The following is a 26,096-nucleotide window of genomic DNA, read 5'->3' on the forward strand; positions in this document are numbered from 1 at the left end:
GCGTTTGGCGTTTGGCGTTTGGCGTTTGGCGTTTGGCGTTTGGCGTTTGGCGTTTGGCGTTTGGCGTTTGGCAACAGATGGCAGGCTAGTTTGCGGCTATTCAATCGACCCTGGCGCCAGCATCGCGCACGATCTTGGCCCACTTTTCAGCGTCAGAACGGATTCGATCGGCGAACTCGGTTGGAGTCGAGAGTAATGGCGTAGCTCCTTGTTCAGCCAACTTGCGCTGAATTTCCTTATTACGCGCAAATCCGGCGATCTCTCCTGAGAGCCGAGTCAGCACATTGCCAGGCAGCCCCTTGGGCGCAACCACGCCGAACCATACATCTACAACATAGCCACGCACTCCCGCTTCGGCCATGGTAGGGACTTCCGGCAGCAGAGGGGATCTCGCAGCGCTGGTCACGGCCAGCGCGCGCAGCTTGCCCGCTTTAACATGTGGCAGCGAGCCTGGCAAATTGTCGAACATTAGCTGAACTTGGTTTGCCAAAAGATCGGCCATAGCCGGTCCACTTCCCTTATATGGGATATGAACAATCGGGGCATGAGTCATCGCCTTGAACAATTCGCCGGAAAGATGATTCGTGGTACCGTTGCCAGCCGATCCCATATTCACTCGGCCGGGATCCCTCCCGGCATAGGCGACCAGCTCTGACACGGACCGGACCGGCACCTGAGGGTTGACAACCAGGATGTTCGGAACACTCGCAAGAAGTCCAATCGGCGTGAAATCTTTTTCGGGATCGTAGGGCAGGTGCTTGTAGAGCGCACTATTAATTGATTGTGTGCTGATACCAGCAAGCATCAGCGTATATCCGTCCGCAGCGGACTTCGCGACGATGTCGGACCCTATGGTGCCGCCGGCACCCGCCCGGTTGTCGACGATCACGCGCTGTCCCAACGCCTCGGAAAGATGCGCAGCAAGCATCCGCCCCAGAAGGTCGGTGGTGCCACCCGGTGGAAACGGAACGATCAGGCGAATCGGCTTGCTGGGATAATCTTGCGCACAAACTACAGTGGCGGCAAGCGCGAGGAGAATCATTGCAAATAGATTTCGTAGACGCTTCATCATGTATCTCCTTGCGTTTTTAATTACTCGTGAAAATAAGTTCGAATGGTTGGGACGTCTGCGCCCTGGGCTAGGGCCAGCATGAGCAGAATGCGAGACTTTTGCGGGTTGAAGATTCCCGAGGCAATCCCCTCAACACTCCTCGTGGAGAAGCCGCCGCCAGTACGGGTCGATAGCACGATTGGAAATCCCTGACTCGTCAGTTCAATCAGTCGCTTCCTGACGCTCAAAGGAGTGGCCCCATTCCCGCTTCCAGCAATCACGATTCCCTTGGCGCCTGCGCGAAGGGCCGCGTCGATCTGATCTGCATCCTGATCCTCGTACGAGTAGATGATGGGGACCTTGGGAAACGAATTCACGCCATTCACGTTGAAGGTCAATTTGCCGCGTGGAATTGCAGGCGAGTAGTAGAAGCGGGGCTTCACACCAATGAACATGCCTAGATAGCCTTGCTCCGTCGCTCGAAAAGCATCCAGAGATGTTGTGTTCGTCTTCGTGGTGTAGAAAGCTGAGCCGATCCTGTCGTTCAGAACGATCATGGCGCCTCTGTTGTCTGCATCTCTGCTGGCGGCCAGCGTGATCGCCTGGAGCAGATTCATCGGACCATCCGCGCTGATGGCCGTAGTGGGTCGCATCGCCCCGACAATCACGACCGGTTTTGTACCTGCGGTGGTCAGATCCAGGAAGAATGCCGTCTCTTCCAATGTGTCGGTCCCATGTGTCACCACAACGCCATGAACACCTGGATCGGCCAGGGATCGATTGATTTCTCGAGCAAGCCGCAGCAGGATCGACTGGTCAACGTCGGGACTGCCGACATTGGAGATCTGCTCACCCGTTACGGTCGCGACTTCCCGGATCTCGGGCACAGCATCGATCAGGCTTTGGACCTCGAGCGTCGAGGACCGGTATGTCGTTGTATCGATGCTGCTCTTGGCTGTGCCGGCGATAGTCCCCCCGGTGGCGAAGATGACGACCCCCGGCTTGACCTGCTGCTGTGCATGCACGGCGCCGTTCGCCAGAAGACCGGCGGCGAGGAAGGCGATGATGGTTCTAAAAGCGAGCACGAAATGATCTCCGCTATGCGTGGAAGAGGTGTGTCGAACCAACGGCCGATCTGACGACTGGGGGCCAGCAGTGGCGCATCGGCTGCGCCCCTACAGGATCGAATGCCATGTCCAGCTCGTGCACCCATGCAGCAAATTCGTTCGTCATGCGACTTCAGCGGCAGCGGTAACCTGATCGACGGCTCGGTTCAGTTGGTTCTGCGCGCGTGCGAGGCGAACACGTGTCCTTTCCATCCACCCGCGGTCGGCTTCGAGCTCTGCCTGGGCATGGACCAGCAGACGTTCCACCTGTTGTGGCGCCACGCTGCCGTCAGTTACGCGCGTCTCGACAAAGCGTCGGGGGTCCAGTGCATCTCGCACGGCCTGATCATCAAAGCCCAATTCCAGGCCAGTGGTTTCCAGCGCCGCCTGGTCGAGCATCGCACCACTGAGATCGCCAGGACCAACCTGCTGCGCTAGGCAGTTGCGCACCAAGCGCGCCACAATGTGGTGGACTTGGCGGAACGAGAGCCCGCGTTCTCGCACGATCACGTCGGCCAAGTTGCTTGCCGTGCACCAACTGCCACGTAACAACGCCGCCATACGGTCTTCGTGCACGACTAGCGTCTCCAATATGCCGGTAAACAAGTCCAGCATGCCCTCGGTGGTGGAAAGCGCCTCGTCAATCAGCGGCAAATCGCGCATGGCTTGGTCGCCGGTGCCTTCAGCGCGGAAAGTAGCCAAGGAAGTGGCCAGCCAGGTCACCGCCGAGCCGGCAGCCTTCTTGATGGTCTCCAGCCCTGCGGGGTTCTTCTTCTGCGGGAAAATGCTACTGGTTCCGCAGTAGCTGTCGTCACTTTCGACCAGACCGAACTCGGTGCTGGACCACACGTGCAGGTCCGTGGCCAAATCGTTCAGGTCGGCCATCACAAAAGCCAACGCGGCTATCGCCTCCGCAGCGTAATATGCCTCTCGCCCCAGCTTGGAGTTCTCTACAAGCCCGTCGAAGCCGAGCAACTCCATCGTGCGCAGGCGGTTTAGCGGCCACGAAGTGCCGGCCAGCCCTACCGTGCCAAGCGGATTGCGGTTGACACGCCCCCACGCTTCGGTCAGGCGCTGGAAACTGTCGTGCAGGCGCGAACTGAAACTAAGGAGGTAATGACCAAATACCCAAGGCTGCGCGTGCTGCATGTGGGTGTAGCCGGGCATGATGGTTCGCGCGTGGCGGCGTGCCTGCTGGTCAATGACTTCGCGTAGGTTATTCAGGTGGTCCATCACATCCAGCATGCGGTTTCGCTTGTACAGGCGTCGGACCGTGGCACCTTGGTCGATTCGGCTTCGGCCGGTGTGCATCTGCCCTCCTAGATCCTCGCCAATAGCTGCGAACATGTACGACTCAACCTGCAGAAGGAAACTACCTCTGCGCACGTCGATCGGGAAATCTGAAGGTTTGAGGTGCCGCATCACTTGCAATTGCTGCAGGATGGCACGCCCGGTATCTACCGAAATGATGTGCTCCTCGACGAGCATGACGGTATGCGCCATGTCGACAGCGATGAACTCATGAAACTGCCGCTTCTCGCGGTCCAGTCCGGGCAGATCGTGATACTTAATGAGCCGGGCGGCTGGCGGCGCGCTCAGTCGCGCCTCAACGAGCAGAGTTTCCGAGACGAGATGGGATGTCATTGTGATGGTCAATGCAAGGGGCTTAGTGCGTTTAGCTGCCCGAAGTCAAACGTGTGGCCGTCGTCATCGCTGTCTTCGGTTTGGCCACAAAATGATGATGGCGATATCTGCCCAGCACAACGCCATATGGAGTTGGACGCACATAAGGAAATGTTATGCTGACGACGTACGGCATGTGCAGCGCCAACAGAAGGCAACTTGATGCAACTGAATCCCCGACAGCTAGAAGCTTTTCGGAAGGTCATGCTTTCCGGCAGCATGACCACGGCCGCCGAACTTCTCAAGATCAGCCAACCTGCTGTAAGCAGGCTAATCAAGGACTTGGAGAAAACGCTTGATCTCCGGTTGTTCCGACGCGAAGGCAACAAAATCATTGCTGGCGCTGAAGCGCAGCAACTGTTTCGCGAGGTAGATCGCTACTATCGCGGACTTGAGCAGGTCGAACGTGTCGCTGCTGATTTGAAATCAGCACGCATCGGAACGTTGCGTATCGCCTCGATGCACACCTTAGGCCTGAGCTTGCTGAGCGAAGGAGTGCGACGGTTCGCACTGGCGCGACCTGGGCTGGCAATATCGCTAGATGTCCGGAATTCGCTTGGCATCCTCGAACTCACTGCAGCGCATCAGATCGACATTGGATTTGTCCAAATGGTTGGCACTGATTACCCAGGCGTGGAAATCCTTGCATTGCCTAGCGTTGCGAGCGTTTGCGCCCTCCCACGTGGCCATCGCCTTGCACGAAAGAAGATGGTGAACATTTCCGACCTGCAAGGTGAATCATTTATCTCATTGAGCCGAAACAGTCCGTTCCGTATGCGGCTGGAACTGGCAATGGAAACGGCCGCAGTCACGTGCAATCGCTCCGTCGAAACCACCCTCGCACATGTGGCCTGTGGCATGGTCACTGGTGGACTCGGCATCACAGTAGTGGATCCCTTCACCGCCGCGAGATTTCGGGACGCCGCAATCGTGTTTCGCCCCTTAGTACCCACTGTACCGTTCGAACTTTGCATGGTCTTTCCTTCGCACCAACCGCGATCCAACGTGGTCAACGACTTCATTCACGTGATGAAAGAACTGATTGACGCCAACTACGCATGCGCAAAGGCGACTGGAGGCATACGTTAACGCTTGATATGCAGGAGTGGGCCGACGTCAAACTCGTCTTGGTCTTGCCCTGTTCTGTAGTCAAGGCCAGACCGGATCTACAGGCAACTGATACGACTCGATCAATGATGCAGGCGGGGAGTTACTTTCCGTAGCCATCGACGACCACGCCTCACTACGAACTTGGCGTAGACATCTCCAACGGTGCGCACGGCACTCCATGCCGGTGCGCGGCATCAGCGGCGAGCCGATTGCCAACACCCGCACGGACGCGTGGCAATCGGACGAAGACGGCCTGTATGACGTGCAGCATGGCGCCGGTGGCCGAGCAGCTTGTCTCAGTGAGCCTTGATCACCGCTCGTACTTCTACCATCGTGCTCGGCTTAAGGCAGGAGAGAAGTACGCCGAGGTGCGTCGTACGATCACCGATATCTTTGAGCGCAACCACTGCTGCTACGGCTACCGCCGGATCCAGGCCTCATTGGTCAGGCAGTGCTTGTGCGTCTCGGAGCGGGTGGTTCGACGCCTGATCAAGCAAGAGAGCCTTTTGGCTGCAGTACCAAAACGACGTCATTACGGCTCCTACCTGGGCGAGATCAGCCCTGCGAGAAACTGCTGAACCGCGACTTCGGCGCCACGGCGCCGAACCAGAAGTGGCTCACCGACATCTCGGAGTTCCAACTGCCCGCGGGCAAGGTCTACCTCTCGCCATAGTCGATTGCTTCGACGGGACGGTGGTGAACTGGCCAATCGGCACATGACCAGATGCAGAGCTCGTCAACACGATGCTGGACGCGGCAATTGCTTCAGTGGGCAACACAGGCGCACGATCTGTTTTTCATTCCGACCGCGGCGCCTACTACCGTTGGCCAGGATGGCTGTCACGCATCGCCCAGGCCAAGCTGGTACGTTGGATGTCACGCAAGAGCTACTCGCCAGACAATGCAGCCTATGAGGGTTTCTTCGGCCGGCTCAAGACCGAGCCGTTCTACGTTCGTGACTGGCGGGCGACGACCATCGAATAGTTCACGCAGGTTCTGGATGCCTACATCAGGGGATGCGAACAAAAAATTGGACTGGTTTTGTGTAGCAAGTCCGAGACTTTTTCGGTAGTCGATAGGGCTGAGAGAACCAAGGGGGATTTTGATCCGCTTCTCGTTGTACCAGCGGGTGTAGGAATCAGTTACCTCAACGAACTGCTCAATGGTCGCGATCTTCGAGACCCGAGAGTACAACGACTTCGTTTTCAGCCGGTCGAAGAATCCTTTGCACACCGCGTTGTCAGGTGAGCGACCCTTGCGAGACATCGAGCGAATGAGCTTCGCACCTTCGATTCGCAAGGTCCGCCCTAGCCAGCGATAGTGAACACTGTGGTCGGAGTGGACGACAAACCGCGAGTCGGGGACGCTGGGCGAAGCAGCCGCTCGACTCCTGTTTCTCACGATCTTGCCCCTTCATTCGCTGCAGCTGCTCAGCGAATTGCGACAGTGGCCTCGATCGGACCACCCCTTCTCAAGGTGTTGTAGATAGGACAGGCGCCAGTGAACGCATCTACTAGCGATTGCGCGGTGGCCAGATCGACCCCTTCAAACAAGAAGTTCAGCCGAATAGCCGCGTAGCGCGTGCCATCTTCCGGGTCGCGCTCGAAGGAAACACCGACTTCGGCCTCCTTCAGGGGTACATCGCGCTCACGCGCCGCCTTCTGCACCAACCCCAGACCGCACGAGGCGAGCGAAGCCAAGAGCAGTTCGCCCGCCTGCACTGCGTCCCCGGGCCCGCCAGCCGTAGCCTTCGTGTCCGATACGAAGTGGTGCTGGCGCGCGCTCACCAGGAAGCGGCCGAAAATGTCGACGGCACGAGCGCGCACGGTCACGATCTCGCCAGGCGCCACCGGGGCTTCGAGCGGTTGATCGGCGCTCGTGCTCATGCAGTCCTCCTTGCGGACGCAGCGGCTCCCGATGCAGCACGCTCCTTCCATGCGCCGGCAGCCGGCCGCTCCAGGCCCAGGTTCTCGCGCAGGGTCGCGCCTTCGTACGCCGTGCGGTAGAGCCCACGCCGCTGCAGTTCAGGCACCACCAGCCGCACAAAGTCTTCGAACCCGCCCGGCTGGTAGGGCGCGCTGATCATGAAGCCATCGCAGGCACCTTCCCGAAACCAGCGCTCCATGCCGTCCGCCACCTTGTCGGGCGTACCGATCAGGTCGCCTTCGTAGCGGCTGCCATAGCGCTTGCCCAAATCACGCAGGGTCAGCTTGTCGCGTTCGGTGGCTTCGCGCACTTCCTGGTAGTGGCCCTGCACTCCCGGCACGTCGATGTCGGGCAACGCCGAGTCGAGCGGGTATTTCGAGAGGTCCACGTCCAGGTGATAGGACAGCGTGGACAAGCCGGCATGAGGATCGACCAGCGCACGCAGCGCGCGGTCTTTCTCATCGGCGATGGCTTGCGTCTCCCCGACCAGCGGCGTCGCAGCGGGAAGCACCTTAAGCGAGTCGGGGTCACGGCCATGTGATCGCACGCGGTCCTTGATCTCCTTGTAGAAGGCCTTGGCGCTGTCCAGCGAATCGTGGCTCACGAAGATGGCGTCGGCCCATTGCGCCGCGAAGTCCCGGCCGCGGTCTGACGCGCCGGCCTGCAGGATCACCGGGTAGCCCTGCGGGGGTCGGGAGACGTTCAGCGGCCCCTTGACGCTGAACCACTCGCCCTCGTGGTCGACGTAGTGGACCTTCGACGGATCGGCAAACAGCGGTGTCTGGCGGTCCTGCACCAGCGCGTCGTCCTGCCAGCTGTCCCAGAGCTTGAAGACCACCTCGAGAAACTCGTCGGCCCGGTCGTATCGCTTGTTGCGCGGCACTTGCTCTTTCTTCGAGAAGTTGCGGGCTTCTGCGTCCTGGAACGACGTGACGACGTTCCAGGCGGCGCGGCCCGCGCTCAGATGGTCCAGCGTCGCGAAGGAGCGCGCCACCTCGAAGGGCTCGTAGTGGCTGGTCGAGCGCGTCGACGCCAGTCCGAGGTGCCGGGTCGCAGCCGCCATGATCGACAGCACCACCACCGGATCGAGCCGCAGCGAGCCGAGTGCGCCGTAGCGCAGCTGCGTATCGTTGCTGCCCTGGTAGCGGTCGGGCACCGCGAGGATGTCGGCGAAGAAGGCCAGGTCGAACAGCCCCTTCTCGAGCGTGCGCGCGATGCCCTGGTAGTAGTCGGCATCGAGCCAGCCGCTCTCCGATGCCGGATAGCGCCAGCCGCCGGGGCGGCCCGGGCCCGCAGTGACAAAGGCCGCGAGGTGGATCTTCTTGTCTTTGGCGTGGGTCATGGTTCAGGCGCCGAGTTCGGCGGCAACGAGTTTCTTGATGGCGTCGAAACGGGCGTCGAGCAGGAAGCTGCGCACGTCGACCTTGTTCGGCAGGACGCCCAGCGACTGGAAGTTGTCGGCCAGATCCTGCGTCGAATCGGCGGCGGCGCTGTCGATCGGCTTGAGCGCGACTGCCCCCGAGTCGGACAAACGGGCGTCAACGATCAATTGCCGATACACCTTCTGCTCGACGCTGCCGGCTTCGAAGCCTCCGAGCTTGGCCCAGGACGCGACGGTCTCGTCCGGATGCGAGACGGCATACTGCTGTGCCTCCCGGATCAGCCGCACGAGCTTGGCCGCCGCCTGCGGGTTCTTGTCGGCGAAGTCGGCGCGTGCGACGTAGAAGGCATAGTCATAGGTCTTCACCTCCGGCAACGTGCGCGCCTTGTCGCCGAGCTTGGCCAGGGCCAAAGCACTGGCGGGCTGCCAGTGGATCCACGCGTCCACGCTGCCCTGGGTAAAGGCCGTGTAGGCATCGGCACCGCTCAGGCTGACCGCCTGCACATCGCTTAGCCGCAGTCCAGCGCTCTCCAGGTACTTGATCAGGCTGTAAGTGCCGGTGGTGCCGTTCTGGTGGGCGATCTTCTTGCCCTTCAGATCGGCCGCGGACCGGATCGGCGAATCCTTCGCCACCAGCACGTCGACCTCGGTTGCCGGTAGCGGATATGCCGCCAACGGCACGATCGGTACGCCCGCCGCGACTGCGTTGACGATCGCGGTGGCGGTCGCGAAGCTGAAGTCGACGCCGCCAGCCTTGATGCCCTCCATGACCGGCAGCGAGGCGGTGAAGCCGGGCTGCCAGACCACCTTGGCGGCAATGTCGTTCTCGAGCTTGCTGCCGCCGTCCCCAGCGCGCAGCGACGCGAATACGCCCGTGCGGCCGTCACCGATGATGGCGATCGTGATCTGCGAAAGTGCGGCCGCTGAGGTCTCGGCCACAGCGGCCGCGTTGCCAACCGCCTTGGCGGGTGCTGCCGGCGGAGTGTCGCCCTTGCCGCAACCGATCAGTGGCAGCGCGCCGGCACCGCCGGCCAGCGCCAGGCCGCTCAGACGCAGGAAATGCCGCCGTGCGGCCGAAGCCGTGGAGACAGGATGAGAAAGCTTGTCGATCGACATGGTCGAGAGTCCTGGTGTAAGTCAAGAAAACGAGAGTGGATGGCGTGCCTGTCGGCGTTCAACGGATGGCCTGCGCGGCTTGCGCAGACACGAGTCCTTCAAGCAGCTCTTCTTTGAGGGCGGCCAGTTCGGGGTCGCCGCGATGGCGCGGGCGCTCGTGGTCGATGAACAGGTCGCGGGCGACGCGCCCGTCGCGCATCAGCAGTACGCGGTCGGCCAGCACCAGCGCCTCTTCGACGTCGTGCGTGACCAGCAGCACGGTGCGCGGCCTGCGTGCGAGAAGGCCTTCGAGCAGCAGCTGCATCGACGTCCGCGTGATCGCGTCGAGCGCACCGAAAGGCTCATCAAGCAGCAGCAGTTCGGGCTCGTGGATCAGGGCCCGCGCGAGTGCGACCCGCTGGCGCTGCCCACCCGACAGAACGACCGGATAGTCCTTGTCGCGGCCGGCCAGCCCCACCGCCGCGAGCAGCGCGCGGGCATCGTCGTCACGTCCACGCAGGCCCAGCGTCACGTTGCGCAGCACCGTGCGCCAAGGCATCAGCCGGTCTTCCTGAAACATCATCCGGATGTCCGGCGACGGGTGGTTCGAGCGCAACTCGACACGCCCCGAAGTCGGCGGCTCCAGCCCCGCGACGATGCGCAACAGGGTCGACTTGCCGACACCGCTGGCACCGATGAGTGCGATGAATTGGCCGGCCGGGATCTCCAGGTCGACCTCGTGTAGCACGGTGCGCTCGCCGAAGGCCTTGCCGACACCGCGCAGGCTCAGCCCATCGCCGCTGTACGATGGTCCGGTCATCGCGCCGCCCCTTTTGCATAGTTCGGATGCCAACGCAGCAAGCGCCGCTCGACCACCCGGGTGATCGAGTCGGCCAGCCACCCGGCGATGGCGTACAACACGATCGCCAGCAGGATGACATCGGTGCGCAGCAGCTCGCGGGCGTTCTGCACCATGTAGCCGATGCCGTCGCGCGATGCGATGGTTTCACCGACCACCAACGTGAGCCAAGCCACGCCAAGGGCGTATCGAATGCCGGTCAGGATCGGTGGCAATGCACCTGGCAGCACCACGCTGACGATCAGCCCGATGGGCCCAAGACCATACGAGCGCCCCAGCTCGATCAGCTTCGGATCCACATTGCGGATGCCGCTCATCGTGTTGATGTAGACCGGGAACAGCGACCCCATTGCCACCAGCAGCACGCGCGGCTCCTCGCCGATGCCGAACCAGAGAATCATTAGCGGCACCAGGGCCAGATGCGGGATGGTGCGAACCATCTGCAGCGATCGGTCGAGCAGGCCGTGCGCCAGGCTCGACAGCCCGACCAGGAAACCCAACACCAGGCCGGTCGCCGCGCCGGTCACGAAGCCGATCGCGACGCGACGCAAGCTCACCAGCACGTCTCGCTGCAACTCGCCTCGCTCAGCGAGTTGCCACGCTGCGCGCAGCACATCGGAAGGCGCCGGGAGAATACCTGCAGGCAACCGACCGATTGCCGAGAAGTACTGCCACAGCGCAATCAGCGCGATCGGCAGAAGCCACGGAACGAAGATGCTCCATCGACCCGGCTCTCTGCGTGTCGAAGATCCCTGCTTCCGATCAGCAGCCGCATCAGCGATGATGGTAATGCGACTCGCGGAGGGAGGGAGCGTAAAGATCGGAGGTATCGATGGGTCGGGAACCAAGTGAGGAAGAACGGCACTCATGGACGAAGACGCAAGGCTCTCGGCGGCATTGGCGGCACGAGAGCCTGCTGAGTTGGCATGCAGGGGAAAGGTGGGAGCGTATCGGCGATAGTCCAATGCACAAACTTACATTTATGCATGTCGATATGTGCTCGGCGAGTAACCACCTGCAGGCGATCGCGGCCACGCGAAACACTCCTTCGTTCGCCTCAACAAACTGGAGCTTTGCCACTGCCTCTCAAGACTTCGCCTAAGCAATTCACCGCCGACGCAGTGCGTCGACCCCAGAGTTTCTGAGGGACTACATCTGCAAAGGCAGTTTTTTGGTCCAGCTGAAGCTCTCGACGCGAAAGTACTGGTGCATACCCGCGGATGTCAAATAGCAAGGATCAGAGACGACGATGGCTTAACAACCGCACGTGCCTGCAAGGCCGCACTGGTCACGGAGCCAGCCTGCATGACGGCATGGAAGACCTCGAGATGACGCAGGTTCATTGAAATTCCTCGGTCGACGTCCCATCATTCAATGTGATGAGGCATCGAAAAATAGTCATTGGAAGCAAAGGGGGTGCCGATAAAAACTTGGACTGGTTTTATGCCGCAAGCTCAAGGCTCACCCGGTATTCGATAGGGCAGAGAGAGCCAAGAGAGATCTTGATCCGCTTCTCGTTGTACCAGCGGATGTACGAGTCGACCGCCGCGATGAATTGCTCAATGGTGGCGCTCTTCCAGTCCCGAGGATAGAACAGCTCGTTCTTCAGCCGACCGAAGAAGCCTTCGCAAGCTGTGTTGTCAGGTGAGCATGCCTTGCGAGACATCGAGCGGGTGAAGTTCGCGTCGTTCATTCTTGATAGCCAACCTGGCCAGCGGTCGTGGCCGCCTCGATCGGAGTGAACCACAGGCCGGTCAGTCGTTTCGGCCACTGTCTCGATGGCTGCATCCAGCATCGTGTTGACCAACTCAGCGTCCGGACTGGTCCCAATGGTCCAGATGACGACCATTCCATCGAAGCAGTCGATGATGGGCGAGAGGTACACCTTGCCAGCCGGGATCTGGAACTCCGTGATGTCCGTGAGCCATTTCTCGTTGGGGACCGCGGCCTGGAAGTCGCGGTTGATGAGGTTCTCAGGCGCTGGACTGATCTCGCCTAGATACGACGCATACCTGCGCTTCCTCGGCTTTGGAACAACCAGGCATTCCTGCTTCATCAACCGCTGCACGACCTTCTCGGAGATCGCGACGTCCTGCCTGGTGAGCGAAGCTTGCAGCCTGCGGTAGCCATAGCAGCGGTGGTTCGACTCAAAGATGTTGGTGATGGATTGCAGCACCTCCAGGTACTTGTCGCCCACCGCTGCACGAGCCCGATGGTAGAAGTACGAACTACGCGCAAGATCCAACTGTGCAAGGAGCTCTGGCAGGCCATAGTGCTCCCTGAGGGTGTCAATCAGCAGCGTCTTCTCCCGGTTGGACAGGAGCTGCAGGTCCACGCCCAGGCCTTTTTTTAACAGTTCGTTGGCCTTGCTCAAGAGGTCCTGCTCGAGGCGCAGTTGCCTGACTTCGCGGCGCGGCGACTCAACTTGGCGCTCGAGCTCGTCGCGCTCTTGCGACGGCGGAGATGGATTGGTGCGTTTCATGGATGCGGGTGCCTCACGTCCCAGAAGTTGGTTCTTCCAGTTGTACAGCGTTGGTCGGCACACGCCGAACTTGTCGGCTACAGCCTGCGCACTTTCCTCACGCGTGCAAAGCTCCATGACTCCCGCTTGCATCAGCTTCCCGGAATACCTTCGTCGGCCCACACTGCCAACGACGGCCCCTCTGGCCTCAGGGAGGGCCTCGCGAACCCAGGCGGTCGGTGTCCCTCTGCTGGGGTAGTTCAGTGCCCTCATGGTGGCTGCGATGCAGCGGTCGTGAGTGAGGTAGTGCTCGATAGCTGCCGCTTTTTGCTCCTGCGAGAACTTGGGTCGCCGGCCCGCATAGCCCGCTGGCAAGTCGAGCTTCTGCTGGTATTCGTTGTACCAGCCCTTCAGAGAATTCTTTGTTGGGTAGCCCAGCTGACGGATAGTGGGTCTGACGCGTTTGCCGAGCTTGATGTAGAGCTCAACGGCTCGAATCCGATCTTCGTAGGAATACATGAACTACCTCCAAAGGTAGTCCAAGATTTCCGCCGCCCCCCCAGGGCCAGCGATCGGCGGAATCCAACAGTGCAAGACCGACTCCTGCACTTGGGCATAGCGCCCGGCACCATGACGGCGGGCGAGCTCAATCGAATGGTGAGGGTAGACTACGAGGCGGCTGGCGCCTTGGTGAAATTGACCGGCGTGCGCATCAAATGAGAAGTCGCACTATGTCGATCAATATCCCGTGATCCAGACTTCATTCTGGCCCTTGCGCACCGTGATCAGGTACTCGCAAGGGATGCGCCGCGCATCCCTACAGGATGCATCAGATTCGCACCACCGTAAGTTATCCAATGGCCGCCGTTGGTATTGCGAATCTATGCATTACCAACTGGAATGGGCTGTCATCTGGCCGCAAGGCCGGGAGCCTCCCAGCACTACTGTAGATTGGCCGCTCCCGAACTAGCTTGCGCTACACCGCAGTCAAGAAACGTAGTTGATCTGGCCCAACAAAACTCCGCCACTGGCCCAGCCGCAGCAGATCGTCAAAACTCCTCTTACCACCTTCGCTGAAGTGCCGTGGCAGTACCGACTGGAGCCAATACTACTTGGCTAGCAACTCGTCGGTTGACTTTCCGCCTTCCAGGGCAGCTTTGAACCAGGCGGGACGAGGACCACGGCCACTCCACGTGTTGCCCTGCTCATCTCTGAACTTCGGCGCACGAAGTTCGCTTGATTTTTTGGTCTTGACGGCCCTATTTTTTACACTGTTCTTTGGCACAGATACGCGGCCATCCGTCTTTCCAAACCCCAGGTCCGCGGCACTGAAGCCATACACAGCGATCGCCTCCTTGATGCGACTGAGCACACCGTCCGCTTCTTTCTTACGCAGCTGTTCGGCCTCACGTTGCAATTGCGCAATCTGATTCTGAACCTGGAGAAATGTCTTTGCCATAGGAGCTTTCAATTGAGAAGGGCTCGAGCTTAAACCCTGAGGACCTGCTGCTTATGTCGGTATTCTTCCATACTCGCGGAGAACTTTTGCACTCATGGCTCTCCTTGTGCGATAGAACGATCCTCACAAGCAAGGGCGAACCTCTGCGCTGCGTAAGCATGACTTCGCTAGCCGCATACGAATGCCCCTCCTCAGAGAGAAAAAGGACACCTTGGGAGGCGTCCGACTTCGTAACTGGCCCGGCTGCCTATCCGGCTGGAGAAGGGTCATGAAACATCGACAGCCCCTCTCACCACGATTCGGTGATCGAGTGCCTCCGGTGACTGCAAAGGGCCCATGGCAGACACCAAGCCTTCCCAAAAGCGGTCACTTAAACGGAGCGGCCGAAATGGGCCCCAAAGCGGTTTGACGGCAACACCAGCCCTGGCGATCCAGCCGAGGTGCGATTACTAGGCAGAGATTCGGGGCTGATCGTGGAACCATCGGTCAAGGGGCTGTGACGTTGGCATGTCACAGGACGCCTCGCCTACTCGCCGAACCAGAGCACGAGCCACGCGCCGACAAAGGCGAGTGCCACCAGCATGTCGAAAGTCTCGCGCGACCACAAAGAGACGCGCACACCCAATGAGCGAATAGCAGACAACATTTTTCCCCTTCATCTTCTCCGCGAACGCCCCCTCGGTTGAGCTTGCCTTACCCTCCCCTGGGCAGTCAATACGAAGATGGTCTCACCTCCACGGCTGCATCACGCTCGCTGTTTTGGAGAAGGTTCTGAGCCAGGTCGTTCAGACGGCGAAATGCAGTAGGCGCAACGTCCGCGGTCAGGTGTGCGGCACTCGCAGGACATGGGCGCCACGGTCCTGCTCGACAGGGGGAGCATCAGACCCGTGCAGTAACCACGAAGGCCCGCGCACCGGTCCGTGCGCCCCCAAGACCTTCGCTCAGGTGCCCAAGATGGAGATCGAGCCGCTCGACTGCACTCACTGATCCTCCAGCACAAAGACCCCAACGTCCTTCGCTGAGGCTGGTCTCAAGGAGACGTCGCTCTGTAGTCAGGAAGTATTCAGAATTTCACCCCAATATCGATCCTGAAAGTACTGCTTTTGCCCCCGGACTTCACCCCGACCCCATTCAAGGGGGCGGGAGTCCGAAAGCGATCTGGAGGGTGCGATGCACGCAACCAGCATGAGTTCTGTCGGGACCTCGGAAACGACATACCGTGTGTGGATGGACGATCCCGGGAACTTCTCTACCCAGAGGATCACGCCGATGCACCACAACTTTCACGAGCACCCGTTGTTTCAAGTGCCCGAACTTGTGAAGCTCGGGATTGAACTCTCGAAGACGGACCAATGCAGGTTCATGAGTCCGGACAGAACGGTCTCGTCCTCGCTCGCGCACGACAACCGGCATCCCGACGGGCGCAGCATCGAGGAATTCTTCCAACGCATGGAAGAGCCGGGTTCGTCGGTTGCCTTCTACAACATCGAGGTCATCCCCCGCTATCAAGCGCTCCTGATGCTGGTGGTGAACTCCATGCGCTCCCTCGTGGAGCGCGAGCAACCGAACATCTTCAGGGTGAATGGATTCGTCTTCTTCTCTGCCCCGCCTTCCGTCACGCCCTTTCACATCGATCGCGAGAACAACTTCTGGCTGCAGTTGCATGGGCACAAGCTCCTCAACGTATGGGATCACCGTGATCGCAGCATCGTGCCGGCCGATGCCGTGGAGGACTTCATCGTCACGCAGTCGCTCAAGAAAGTGCGCTTCGATGAATCCTTCCTGCCGCGCGGACAGGAGTTCGATGCACACCCGGGGGATGCCGTGTACTTCCCGAGCACCTCGCCCCACATGACGAGATCCTTGGTTGACCGAACCACCGCTGGCAATCGCCTGTCGATCTCGATCGGGGTGACCTTCTACACCGCAGTCACGCGCGAGGTGGCCCGCATTCATCAGGTGAACCGGCTGATGCGAAAGTGCGGCCTGTCACCCTCGTACCCGGGAGAGTCGCCGACCGCGGACGCAGTCAAATCGACCGTTGGCGGCGTGGTCGGCGCCGGGCGCGCGCGGCTCGGTGTCGCGCGCGCCCGATTCATCAGCCTGACCACGACCCGACGCTTGAAGCACATTCCGCCTCCGGGCTCCTACTGAAGAACGGGCCTGCAGGAGCGGGCCAAATACCATCCAGCGTCTTGCGACGGCGCTGCGAACGTCCGCTGTGCGGTGAATCAGAGCTCGGTGACGAAGGACTGGTTCTGGCCGGATGCCGTCAACGTATCTGAGGCTCCATCGGTACAAAGCCGAAGTTCAATACCCCGCAAAGTCGTCGTCGGTCAGATGATCCGAGAGGCGTTCATAAGCTACCCCATAGATACAGCGACTTCTGTTCAGCAATCGCCTGTTTAGCGAGTCTTTGAAGATCCAGCACCACAGGTCGCAGTTCCGCCACATCCACTTGAAGCTCCTCGGTGTCGGCCCATCGGGGGAGTGCAGCATCAAGCGCCGAGTGTTCGACGTGAGCAAGAAGTTGGACTAGCCGATCTGGGAACCGGAAGAGCCAGGAGTCCCCTTCATCGCCGCCCTCGTCACTTTCCAACTCGTGCAGGTCAGCATCCCATTCCTTCCCTTCTAGGATTGCCCACAAAGTGCCTACTTCAAGGTCGGTGAAGCCTTTGTACTCAGCCAGGCGCAATTGCAATGCAATGGCCTTGCCCTGGTCATCTTCGCTCATCCGGTCCGCGTAGCGCGCGGCTTCTCCTTCATTTGCGACGAAGAAGTCGGAAAGTAATCCCATTGCATTCCTCCTATGTTTCTATGCTGCCACTGAGCGGCGTAACGCGGATTTAGATGACTAGACCGCTTCCGAGGGTGTCTGGCTCCGACGCCAAGTGACCGGTCCTGGCCGATAGTACCCATTCGCGCGAGGCCGAGGGACGTCGGCAATCGCTGCATGGCAGCCGTCGGGTATAACTGCTTCAGACTGATCTCGGTCATCCGCGGCGCTCTGTGGAACATCAGCTGACGCGCCCAAAGCAGACGTTGCGGCAGGGCTTTGAAGACTAGCCGAGGTGAACCTGGGCGTTGTGTATCAAGTGAGGACCGTAGTCGAGAGGGGATCTTGGCTCAAGGTGCGCGAGACAGAAATGCCGATTCGCTGGCGACTGTCATCCATGGATGCACAACCGATCGAGGGCGAAGTGGCGTTGCAAGAATGGTGTCGCTTCTGAGAGCTTCCGTGGATTCAGGAACCACGTCTTCGGCGTGGTTGCAAAAGCGGCGTTGCCTTCATCCCAGACTGGGCGAATGCGGCAGCTGCCACGCGTTCACAGTAGATGCTTGCCAGATCACCATGGTCAAGCTCGCGCAACCGGGCGATGTCGGGCGCACCAGCCATGAACTCCAGCAGCTTGGCCTTAGGTGTTTTCGTATACGTCGCCATCAAGAAATCGTAGAGGTCAAGGGCCGTGTCGCACTTGCCTTCACGGGAGACTTCGCCAAAGAAGGTCTCAGGATGTTGACGCCACGCAGCCATTTCTGCATCGGACAGAGGGCAGCTCACGATGAACGAGCGCCCGTCGTCCAACTGGACAGCACATGTGGCCGACATTTCTTGCTCTACCACCACGCCGGATGTCAGAACGCCCTCAACTTCTTCACCGTCAGGACCCGGTACGAGCAATCTGCTTCCGATCATCAAACTGCGTTCGACCGTCGAAAAAGCGAAGTCTGGTATGTCGCCGTCGAAGGTTGCGGGAATCGTTGAATGTTGACGCATCGAGCGAAGGAGGGCGTGCATCTCGAGATGCGTGCGCCTCGCTTCAATCGCGGCGCGCAATGAATGGTACTGGTGGTCGTTCTTAAACTCTTCGATATGCAAACTATCGCCCAATGTGATGCAACGCCATTTCGTTTCATTCAGATGGTGCTCCCAGGGCGTGTTGGTGAGGAATACGTAGGCCGGCGGGAGGCGTTGAGCTTCTGGATCGAACTCCTCGAAGCGACGAAGAAGCTCAAATCCGCGCTGCGCATAGAGCGGTATGGCTTCTTCAGTCGAGGGATCTGGGGCATTGAGGTCAATGAAGACGATACGCGGATGGTCAGCTGACTTGCGAAGCGCCCGAACGAGTTGACGTTGCACGCGCCCGCTCTCGGACCTCTTTGCTTCCACCGAGAAGCGCCTACCCGTGCTGGCGTAGGTTGCAACGAACTCGCAATGCGACGATGTGCGGTCGTCTTCGTTCTCAAATTCAAGCGTAAAGCCGGCACGAGCGAGCAGTGCTGCGACCCGCACTTCGTACCGCGCCCCGGGAAACATCTGCTTGCTGCGAAGGCGCTGGATCAGCTTGCTTTGAAGTTCGGCATTGTGGTCGAGGGCATACAGGTCATACGCCAAGTGCAGGTAGGCGGCGAAAGCCCCTGTGGCCGATGCCGTGGCAACTGTGCCTGGCTCCTTAATGAACTGCCGTTGCTGGTCGCACAGGAGGTGATACCAAACTAGGATGGGATGGCGCTCGTCCATCGGCCTTTTCAGTTCGGCGTTGCCCCACTCTGACCCAAGCGCGTCCCTCAGGTAGTCCACCAGAAAATCGTGAAAGGTTTTCCACTTCGTGGATGCAAGAATGCGATTGCGCACGGCGACCACTTGGTGTCCGCTGTCAGTCCTGGTGGCAACGATGGGCCTCCCAAGACCTTGCTGAATCATGCGCTGGTGCTCGTTTGCCTCGTGCCTGGCTCGGAGTTGCGGCACTATCGTCATGGCCGCCTGAAGGCGATCTAGGCTACCCAGTGCGCCGTGGCACCGTTTGTATTTCTTCCCGCTGCCGCAGGGGCACGGATCGTTTCGCCCAACCTTCGGCATAAGCGCTCCTAGAAAGCATCACGCCGCGCCATGCGACGCATGCACGCACGCGGCGAGTTAGGAGCCTGCTCGCGGCGCGGCAGATAGATTCACATCATGCCTTAGGGGTGAAACAACCGGCAGCGGTTCAGCACTGGGGCTTAGTCTGTCACAGCAGATCAGCTATGTGCGGCTGACCGGAAGTGGTCGTGAGGCTTGAGGCGATCTGCACACCCAACTGGTTGCTTTGCTGCACCTCAGCTTCCCGCCTTCAGCGGCCATTCGCAGGTTGAACTCGAACGGCAGCAATCGCTGCATAGCTGCCGCTCGCAAGGACGAGCTGCCGGCTTGCGCCCAGCACGCTTCCACCACTTGCTGCGCGTTCAAGAGCCGATAACTGGGAATTTCCGTGACTTTGATTACCGTCGGTCAGGTCCGCGGCGTTCGACTTCGGGTTGCACGGTGCAAGTGAATGATCATCAGCGTGCCTGCCAGAATCGCCACCAACGAGATCGCGCGGCCCTCATCTCAAGCGGCCGCATATCGAGGGTGCCATAGTTGGTGAAAGGCGCGCCGGCACGCCTTCTCAATTCAGTTTCGAGTTCGTAGGCTATCCCGCGAGCGTGAAGCTCTCCCGCGAGCGCCTTCCTGCGCCACTCAATCGCCATCGCACTTAATGCCTCGTCGGTCCATTCTTGCTTTGTGGTCATAAGTAGATTCTGCCGCTGCTGCTTATCTTTCTTACCCCGACCGTGCACGCGATGTCGCGCGCAAGCCAGCACTCAACACGGTGCCTCCGCATCATTCCGCTTTCATCCACGCCTGCCTTGGCCAAGCGGCCATTGAAGAGTGACAGCGGTCGGCATCGAGGCATCTCCCTGAGCAATTTCCTTCTTCCCCTTACCTCTACCAGCGCCGAACCGCTGTCGAGAGCCAGTGTGCGTGGCGCAAGTGAAGCCAGGGTGAAGTCTATGCAGGAGTCCCGTGAAACGATACCCGCCGTCTTGTGACTCGCCACCCTCGACAGCACTTGGCATGCGCTTGTGCGCGGCGTAAGCGGCCAGTGTCAAATTCTTCTGACCTCATGGACCACACCGGGCAGACAGTGACAAAGTCCATTCGATCAAGACGCCGCCGGAATGCGACGACCTGGCCGGAAACCATGCCCACTGGCGGACCAGACCACTGCCAGACCCAGCAGTGCCAACACTGCCATCGTCCGGGGGAACGACGCTGGTCCCAGACGTTCGAGTAGTACACCGCCTGCGACACCGCCACCGGCTACGGCGAGATTGAAGATCGACACCAGCATGGATTGCGCCACGTCGGCACCATCACCCGCGGTATCTGCCAGTGCGGTCTGCAGCAAGGTCGGCGCACCGCCGAAGGTCAACCCCCAGGTCGCGACGCCCAGCAGCACGACCAGTGTTGAGCCGCCTGAACAACCCAGCACCAGTGCCGCCACGGTGAACACCGTCAGGCTCAGGAGAGTGAGCGTGCGCAGCCAGCGATCCACCATCAGGCCGGTGATCCAGATCCCTGCGATGGAAGCCACCCCGAACAGCAGCAGCACGGCATCCACCCGCTGCCCCAGCCCCACCGACACGAGGAACGGCGCGATGTAGGTGTAGAGAATGTTGTGCGCCAGTATCCAGGCGAAAAGTGCCAGCAGTATCGAGCGGATACCGGGCATCAGGAAGATGCGCCGAATCGGCATGCGCTGCCTGGCCGACTGCCCCACGAAATCCGGCATCGCCAGCCGCACCCAGATGAACAGCAGCAGCGACAGCGCCGACATGATCCAGAACACGCCGCGCCAGTCGAACAAGGTGCCCAGCCAGGTTCCCAACGGTACGCCGATGGACAGGGCGATGGGCTGACCAACCCCGGCCACCGCCAGCGCGCGACCCTGCAGGTGTGAGGGCACCATGCGCCGGGCATAGCCGGCGAGCAGCCCCCAGACCACGCCGGCCGCCATGCCCGCGACGAAGCGCGCGACCAAGGTCAACCCGTAGTGAGTGGACAAGGCCGTGATGGTGTTGAACGCGAGCAGGCCGCCGATGGCCAGCAGGAAAAGTGGCCGGCGGTTCCAACTGCGCGTGACGGCAATGACCGGGATCGCCGCCAGCACCGACCCCAGGGCATAGAGCGTGACTAACTGGCCCGCCAGGGCCTGGGATACGCCCAGCCCCTGGCCGATCTGTGGCAGCAAGCCGGCCGGCATGGTCTCGGTCATGATGGCGAGGAAGCCAGCCATCGTGAATGCCAGCAGCTTCCCGATGGGAAGTCTCTTGGCGATTGCTGCAAGTGCTGCCGCTGCGGATTCTTCGTTTTCTCGGGTTCTCATACGCTCTCGTACCCCTGAACGTCAGGCCAGATAAGACGCTGCCATGTCCTTGTCGCCGTGTCCGGCTTCAAACGCGCGCTCGAAGCGCCGGAGGCCAGCCTGAGCTGCATCTACCTGCAACCCCGCCTGGACGGCCGCATCGACCACCAATCGAGCGTCCTTCACCGCATTGGCGATGGAGAAGCTGGCGGTGTAGTTCTCGGCCAAGATGGCCGCGACCTTAGCTTGGAAGTAGCCGCTGTCCATCGGTCCACCCGTGACCACATCCAGTACCAACGCCGGATCGACACCCAGCCCCTTGGCCAGCACCAGGCTCTCGGCCAGGCCATGGGTTAGTGCAAAGGCCCAGTTGTTGAGCGCTAGCTTCAGGCGGCTGCTGGCGCCTGTTTGCTCCGACACCCACAGCGTGCGCTTGCCGATGGCATCGAAGACAGGTTGCACGGCTGCGCGTTGCTCGAGCGGACCGGATGCCAGGATGACCAGTTGCGCCAATTCGGCCGGCTGGCGAGTGCCCTGCACCGGAGCGTCATAGAGGACCAAGCCATGTTGTTCCGCCAATGCTGCCAAGGCATCGATGCCCTCGATGCCGACCGTGCTCAGTTGCAGCCAGACGGTTCCCTTGCTCAAGGCGGGTGCCGCTGCCTGTATGGCCTGCTGGACGCTGGGACCGTCCTTGAGCACGGTCACGATGATGTTGGCGCCATGCACCGCATCGGCCGGGCTGTTGAATACCTGGATGCCGTCACTCGCCAAGGCTTGTGCTTTTGCGGCGGTGCGATTCCAGGCACGCACCATGAAACCTCGCTTGTGGAGATTGCGCGCAACTGGGGCGCCGATCAGGCCGGTGCCGAGGACGGCGATAGTGGTCTTGTTGTCAGTGCTCATGGAAACTCCTTTTGATGGTGGATGAAAATCTCTTAAAGGAACGATCGTTCCAATTTGGAGAAAAAAATGAGCCCGGCATCTGGCGCACGATGCGCCAGGATGGCGGGCGGGGACTAAAGCGTACCGAGCGCCACGTCGATCACATCCAGCAGGCACTGGCGACGCTGTTGTGTTGGGCTGCCTTTGCTCAGAACCCGCAGCCCCTGCATGGTGTTGACGAAGAAGCGGGCCATCGCACGCGGACTCTTGCCGATGGCAAGCTCACCCGATTGCAGTCCACGTTGGAGAAGCTTTTCCAACGCTTTCTGCAGACGCTGGAAGTTGTGCGCGACCAGCGCGGCAACCGCTTCGTCATGGGCTGCCAACTCCAGTGTGGCATTGGCAACGAGACAGCCCCGCTGCTGCGGATCACCCAACTCGTCCGCCACGATGCGCATCAACAGTTGTCGGATCAGATCCTTGGGTGAACCAGGGCCAGCCAGCAATTCCACATTGGCCGTCGTCACAGCCTCGTAGCGTTGCAGAGCCTTCTGATAGAGCCCCTGCTTGTTCTCGAAAGTGCTGTAGAGGCTGCTACGCGACAGCCCGGTGCCCTCGACCAGATCCTGTATCGAGGTCGCAGCATAGCCTCTCTGCCAGAACACATTCATGGCGGCATCGGCAATCTCGTCGGGCTCGAACTCCTTAGTGCGCATGGAAATTCATTTAAATAGAATGATCGTTCCTGTAAATGTACGTTGTAGCTTTCTGAACAGTCAAGAACAATTGGATCGGAACTTGGCTGCGTACCCGGTGACCGAACGAACAGGCTGGAAAGTCGAAAAGAGCGTTGCGCCAGCCGAGGACGGACCTCTCTGTCGATACACCGTGGTAAAGGACAGAGGCGATGGGCCGGTGCGCTCTCCTTGGGTAGGAACGGTGTGCGGCCTGCGGCGCATGTGCATCAAGGAGATGCCGTATCAGCCTCACGCCAGCGATGCGTTCCGCCGAAATCGATGTCGAACAGGTCAAGCACTCGTCCGACCGTGTGACTCACGACGTCGTCAAGCGACTGCGGCCGGGTATAGAACGCCGGCACGGGCGGGCAGATGATCGCGCCTGCCTCGGTCACGGCCGCCATGCTGCGGATGTGGCCGATGTGCAGGGGTGTCTCGCGCACCATGAGGACCAGCCGGCGCCGCTCCTTGAGCATGACGTCCGCCGCGCGCGCCAGCAGCGTGCCCGTGCAACCCGTCGCGATCTCCGACAGGGTCTTGACCGAGCAGGGAAACACGATCATCCCGTCGACACGGAAGGAGCCGCTGGAGATGGACGCGCCGACGTCGCTGTTGGCGTGCCAGACATCGGCCAGCGCCTTGATGTCGGCGGTCTTGAGATCGGTTTCGTACGCCAGCGTGAGTTGCGCGGAGCGGCTCATCACCAGGTGGGTTTCGACGCCGCAGTCGCGCAGTATCTCGAGCAGGCGGATGCCAAAGACAACGCCGGAAGCGCCGCTGATGCCGATCACGATCCGGCGCCGACGCGCCGGGGCCGCTGTATTCATTCCAGTGCCTCCCGGCGCGCGGCGACGCGCTGCATCACCTCGGGCGGCGGCAAGGCGCGCGTCCAGTCGGGGCGGTCGGCCTGCCGCCTCGTGGCGTCCATGCCCATCTTCGCGATCACCCCATCCTGCTTGATGGGTTCCGACCGGTCGGTGCGTGCCCCGGGGACTATCAGCAGGTCGCGATCGGCGCGCATGCGCTTGGCAACCGCCCACGCCACCTGAGCGGCATCCCACGGGTCGACATCCTCGTCGACCACCGTGATGTTCTTGATGAGGTTCACGTGGCCCCAGATCGCAAACATCGCCTTGCGCGGCTCTCCCGGCCGGTGCGCGCCCAGGCTCACGACCGCGTCGAGCCGGCCGCAGCCGCCGTGTCCGACAGCGACCTCGCGCACCGGCACCGCAGCCGCGCGCAGGGTCTGCGCCAGACCCGCGGCGATCGCCACGCCGCCGATCAAGGTGTGCTCGGGGTAGTAGCCCGGCTGGATGACCTGGAACAGGGCGTCGCTGCGGCGGGTGAGGCGCGTGAAGCGGGCGACCGGTCCGCTGCCGTAGGGCTCGTATATGCCGTGGTACTCGGAAACCAATTGCTCCTCGTGCTGCTCGTCGAGGTCCAGGGTGCCCTCGAGCACGATCTCGCAGTGCGCCGGCACATCGAGCGACACGGTCTGGCAACGCACCGTCTCGAGCGCCTCGCCCAGCAATGCGCCCGCGGTCTCGAGTTCATCGTCGCCCAGCCGCAGGTACAGCGTGGCGGCAATGAGCACGGCGGGGTGGTTGCCGATCGTGACGGCGATCTCGAGTTTGTCGCCACGCGCATGCGCGGCGCGCGCCAGCACGGCCAGGTGGTGGTTGGGAGCGATGCCCACCATGGCCCGGTCGCCGCCCAGCAGCTTCAGGCGCGCATAGGAGGCGTTGCCGCGGCCCGTGACACGGTCCAGCGCCACGATCACGCCGGCCGTGATGTAGGCCCCCGTTTCCTGAGGGAAGAAATGCGGTGCAGGCAGTTCGCGCACTAGGTCGGGCGCATCCACCCCGATCTCCTGGCAGGGACCGGTGGCCACCCGACGGGGCTGCAGGCCCTGGGCAATCGCGTTGATGGTGCGCTGCTGCAGCGCCCCGGTGGGCAGGCCAAGCCCTGCGGCGATGCGCTCGCGCGAGTTGAGCAGGTTGCCGACGGCACGCAGCGCGTGGCCCTTCACGGCATCGAACTGCACCGCGGGACCGGTGGCCAACTGGTCCAGCCAGGCGGGCTTTTGGTTGCCTGCGTGGGGGCAATATTTACTGCCGCTCTGGTCCCCTTGAGTCGACAACCTATCCGGCTACAGTCGGCCAATAGCTGGCGGTCGCCGTAGCTGGCCCAGCTTCGACTAATGTGTAAGCGACCATCTCTGCCGCAAGCGGCTTGATTGCCTAGGACATCAGACATAACACGCAGGGGGAATTGAATGGGTCTAGATATCAAACTGGTCGTTGAGTCGTCTGATTCCGGCTCGTTCTCTAGTCCGAGCGGGATTGCGTTCTTTTCCCCCCACGTGACACTGAGACGTTCATTGCGTTGGCAGGGATGTGGGAGAAACCCTGCTTTATCCCCGCAAGAGGTTTCCCGGACCCGGCTTCATCAATGGCGGTGGCGCACTATGGACGGGTCATTGTGGATACTGTCGAGGATGCCGATGGTTGGGGCACTGCGACGATTTCACGGGAGCTGGCTAATGAATGCCTTGAGTCGAAGCGGAGTCATGCATTGGACTACATCGGGGAATGGATATCAGCTCCACAGTATGCATATCCTGGCTGGCTTTTCCTCCATGAGTTGAAGAGTGCGCTCGAGTTCTCGGGATTGAGACATCCCGGCTATCCAACGACTTTCAATTTGCAATCGACCTAATGAAAGGCATCGAGATACGTGGAAGATTTTCTCGAATGGTATTTTGGTTTAATTACTAACAACCGTGACTGAGGCTGTTGATTTCCACCGAAAAATGACCCTCTTAACGCAGTAATTTCCGTCTAAGACTGACCCACGTAAAACCCTACCCTGCTGATTTTTAGAGCAGGGGATCCTAGGAGTGATAGACGTGGCGACATTGAGTGTCATCAGACGCTGGGCCCTGCGTGAGCAGATGTCCATTCGCGAGATAGCCAGGCGTACAGGCCTGTCTCGCAACACCGTAAAGAAGTACCTGCGAGCCGGCGATGAAGAGCCGCGCTACGCCAAGCGGGCGAGTTCAAGCAAGCTCGATCCCTATGCCGAGAAGCTCGCGACCTGGCTCGCGATCGAGGCAACCAAATCGCGCAAACAGCGGCGCAATCTGCGGCAGATCCACACATCGAGCTAAACAGTCAT

The 26,096-nt window shown here is 60.6% G+C and carries 20 protein-coding genes and 5 pseudogenes; 4 read left to right on the forward strand and 21 right to left on the reverse strand.

Annotated features, from left to right (window positions below):
• Positions 1-100: 100 nt before the first annotated feature.
• The 3 genes from FFI97_RS22990 to argH form a co-directional block, all read right to left on the reverse strand.
• Positions 101-1,069: a Bug family tripartite tricarboxylate transporter substrate binding protein gene (locus FFI97_RS22990; protein WP_139706862.1), complete on the reverse strand. Its 969-nt coding sequence runs from the start codon at positions 1,067-1,069 to the stop codon at positions 101-103.
• Between the two features lie 23 nt (positions 1,070-1,092).
• Positions 1,093-2,136 (reverse strand): asparaginase, encoded by a 1,044-nt coding sequence (locus FFI97_RS22995; protein ID WP_139706865.1) that lies wholly within the window; start codon positions 2,134-2,136, stop codon positions 1,093-1,095.
• 144 nt (positions 2,137-2,280) lie between these two features.
• Positions 2,281-3,813 carry an argininosuccinate lyase gene (gene argH, locus FFI97_RS23000; RefSeq protein ID WP_260685116.1) on the reverse strand — a complete coding sequence of 511 codons (1,533 nt, stop codon included), beginning with the start codon at positions 3,811-3,813 and terminating at the stop codon, positions 2,281-2,283.
• A gap of 189 nt (positions 3,814-4,002) precedes the next feature.
• On the opposite strand from argH, the gene FFI97_RS23005 reads away from it, so the two are divergent.
• Both FFI97_RS23005 and FFI97_RS23015 read left to right on the forward strand, forming a co-directional pair.
• Entirely contained in the window at positions 4,003-4,929 is a 927-nt protein-coding gene (locus tag FFI97_RS23005) for a LysR substrate-binding domain-containing protein (RefSeq protein WP_139706869.1), read from the forward strand.
• Positions 4,930-5,186: 257 nt separating this feature from the next.
• Positions 5,187-5,931: pseudogene (locus FFI97_RS23015) on the forward strand (IS3 family transposase); the annotation flags it as partial.
• Positions 5,932-5,997: 66 nt separating this feature from the next.
• On the opposite strand, the pseudogene FFI97_RS23020 reads toward FFI97_RS23015, so the two are convergent.
• From FFI97_RS23020 to FFI97_RS34095, 9 genes and pseudogenes are all read right to left on the reverse strand, one after another.
• A pseudogene (locus tag FFI97_RS23020) lies at positions 5,998-6,309 on the reverse strand (IS3 family transposase); the annotation flags it as partial.
• 71 nt (positions 6,310-6,380) lie between these two features.
• Positions 6,381-6,836 carry an OsmC family protein gene (locus FFI97_RS23025; RefSeq protein WP_139706871.1) on the reverse strand — a complete coding sequence of 152 codons (456 nt, stop codon included), beginning with the start codon at positions 6,834-6,836 and terminating at the stop codon, positions 6,381-6,383.
• A complete protein-coding gene (locus tag FFI97_RS23030) occupies positions 6,833-8,218 on the reverse strand; it encodes an LLM class flavin-dependent oxidoreductase (RefSeq protein ID WP_139706873.1) in 1,386 nt (461 codons plus the stop codon). Before FFI97_RS23030 ends, FFI97_RS23025 begins: the two co-directional genes overlap by 4 nt.
• Before the next feature lie 3 nt (positions 8,219-8,221).
• Positions 8,222-9,373 (reverse strand): ABC transporter substrate-binding protein, encoded by a 1,152-nt coding sequence (locus tag FFI97_RS23035; protein ID WP_144004514.1) that lies wholly within the window; start codon positions 9,371-9,373, stop codon positions 8,222-8,224.
• 58 nt (positions 9,374-9,431) lie between these two features.
• On the reverse strand, positions 9,432-10,172 hold the full coding sequence (locus FFI97_RS23040; RefSeq protein WP_139704976.1) for an ABC transporter ATP-binding protein: 741 nt from the start codon (positions 10,170-10,172) through the stop codon (positions 9,432-9,434).
• A complete protein-coding gene (locus FFI97_RS23045) occupies positions 10,169-11,080 on the reverse strand; it encodes an ABC transporter permease subunit (protein WP_185993692.1) in 912 nt (303 codons plus the stop codon). Before FFI97_RS23045 ends, FFI97_RS23040 begins: the two co-directional genes overlap by 4 nt.
• 572 nt (positions 11,081-11,652) lie before the next feature.
• Positions 11,653-13,191 (reverse strand): IS3 family transposase, encoded by a 1,539-nt coding sequence (locus FFI97_RS23050; RefSeq protein WP_139704977.1) that lies wholly within the window; start codon positions 13,189-13,191, stop codon positions 11,653-11,655.
• Between the two features lie 589 nt (positions 13,192-13,780).
• Entirely contained in the window at positions 13,781-14,131 is a 351-nt protein-coding gene (locus tag FFI97_RS23055; RefSeq protein ID WP_139704978.1) for an H-NS family nucleoid-associated regulatory protein, read from the reverse strand.
• 841 nt (positions 14,132-14,972) lie between these two features.
• Positions 14,973-15,115: pseudogene (locus tag FFI97_RS34095) on the reverse strand (IS701 family transposase); the annotation flags it as partial.
• 285 nt (positions 15,116-15,400) lie between these two features.
• Between FFI97_RS34095 and FFI97_RS23060 the strand changes: the two are divergent.
• A complete protein-coding gene (locus FFI97_RS23060) occupies positions 15,401-16,285 on the forward strand; it encodes a JmjC domain-containing protein (protein ID WP_255221068.1) in 885 nt (294 codons plus the stop codon).
• A 202-nt stretch (positions 16,286-16,487) separates the two neighbouring features.
• Here the strand turns inward: FFI97_RS23060 and FFI97_RS23065 are convergent, their stop codons facing one another.
• The 9 genes and pseudogenes from FFI97_RS23065 to FFI97_RS23105 all read right to left on the reverse strand — a co-directional run bounded on the left by FFI97_RS23065 (position 16,488) and on the right by FFI97_RS23105 (position 24,981).
• Entirely contained in the window at positions 16,488-16,928 is a 441-nt protein-coding gene (locus FFI97_RS23065) for a hypothetical protein (protein WP_139704979.1), read from the reverse strand.
• 447 nt (positions 16,929-17,375) lie between these two features.
• Positions 17,376-18,836 (reverse strand): restriction endonuclease, encoded by a 1,461-nt coding sequence (locus tag FFI97_RS23070; protein ID WP_185993693.1) that lies wholly within the window; start codon positions 18,834-18,836, stop codon positions 17,376-17,378.
• 81 nt (positions 18,837-18,917) lie between these two features.
• Positions 18,918-19,001, reverse strand: a pseudogene (locus FFI97_RS23075) (SEC-C metal-binding domain-containing protein); the annotation flags it as partial.
• A 449-nt stretch (positions 19,002-19,450) separates the two neighbouring features.
• The gene (locus FFI97_RS23080) at positions 19,451-19,681 is read right to left on the reverse strand and encodes a hypothetical protein (protein ID WP_139704981.1); all 231 of its coding nucleotides are present in this window, start codon (positions 19,679-19,681) and stop codon (positions 19,451-19,453) included.
• Positions 19,682-20,094: 413 nt separating this feature from the next.
• Positions 20,095-21,318 (reverse strand): MFS transporter, encoded by a 1,224-nt coding sequence (locus tag FFI97_RS23085; RefSeq protein ID WP_139704982.1) that lies wholly within the window; start codon positions 21,316-21,318, stop codon positions 20,095-20,097.
• A 21-nt stretch (positions 21,319-21,339) separates the two neighbouring features.
• Positions 21,340-22,203, reverse strand: a complete 864-nt coding sequence (locus FFI97_RS23090; protein WP_139704984.1) for an NAD(P)-dependent oxidoreductase — start codon at positions 22,201-22,203, stop codon at positions 21,340-21,342.
• Between the two features lie 113 nt (positions 22,204-22,316).
• Complete coding sequence (locus tag FFI97_RS23095; RefSeq protein ID WP_139704986.1) at positions 22,317-22,898, reverse strand: TetR/AcrR family transcriptional regulator; 582 nt, start codon at positions 22,896-22,898, stop codon at positions 22,317-22,319.
• Positions 22,899-23,146: 248 nt separating this feature from the next.
• On the reverse strand, positions 23,147-23,746 hold the full coding sequence (locus FFI97_RS23100) for a UbiX family flavin prenyltransferase (protein ID WP_139704988.1): 600 nt from the start codon (positions 23,744-23,746) through the stop codon (positions 23,147-23,149).
• Positions 23,743-24,981, reverse strand: coding sequence for a UbiD family decarboxylase (locus tag FFI97_RS23105; RefSeq protein WP_185993694.1), 1,239 nt, complete (start codon positions 24,979-24,981; stop codon positions 23,743-23,745). Before FFI97_RS23105 ends, FFI97_RS23100 begins: the two co-directional genes overlap by 4 nt.
• A gap of 837 nt (positions 24,982-25,818) precedes the next feature.
• Here FFI97_RS23105 and FFI97_RS23110 point away from each other — a divergent pair.
• A pseudogene (locus FFI97_RS23110) lies at positions 25,819-26,076 on the forward strand (helix-turn-helix domain-containing protein); the annotation flags it as partial.
• Positions 26,077-26,096 lie beyond the last annotated feature (20 nt).

This window comes from Variovorax sp. KBS0712, from assembly GCF_006323185.2.
GTDB lineage: Bacteria > Pseudomonadota > Gammaproteobacteria > Burkholderiales > Burkholderiaceae_C > Variovorax > Variovorax boronicumulans.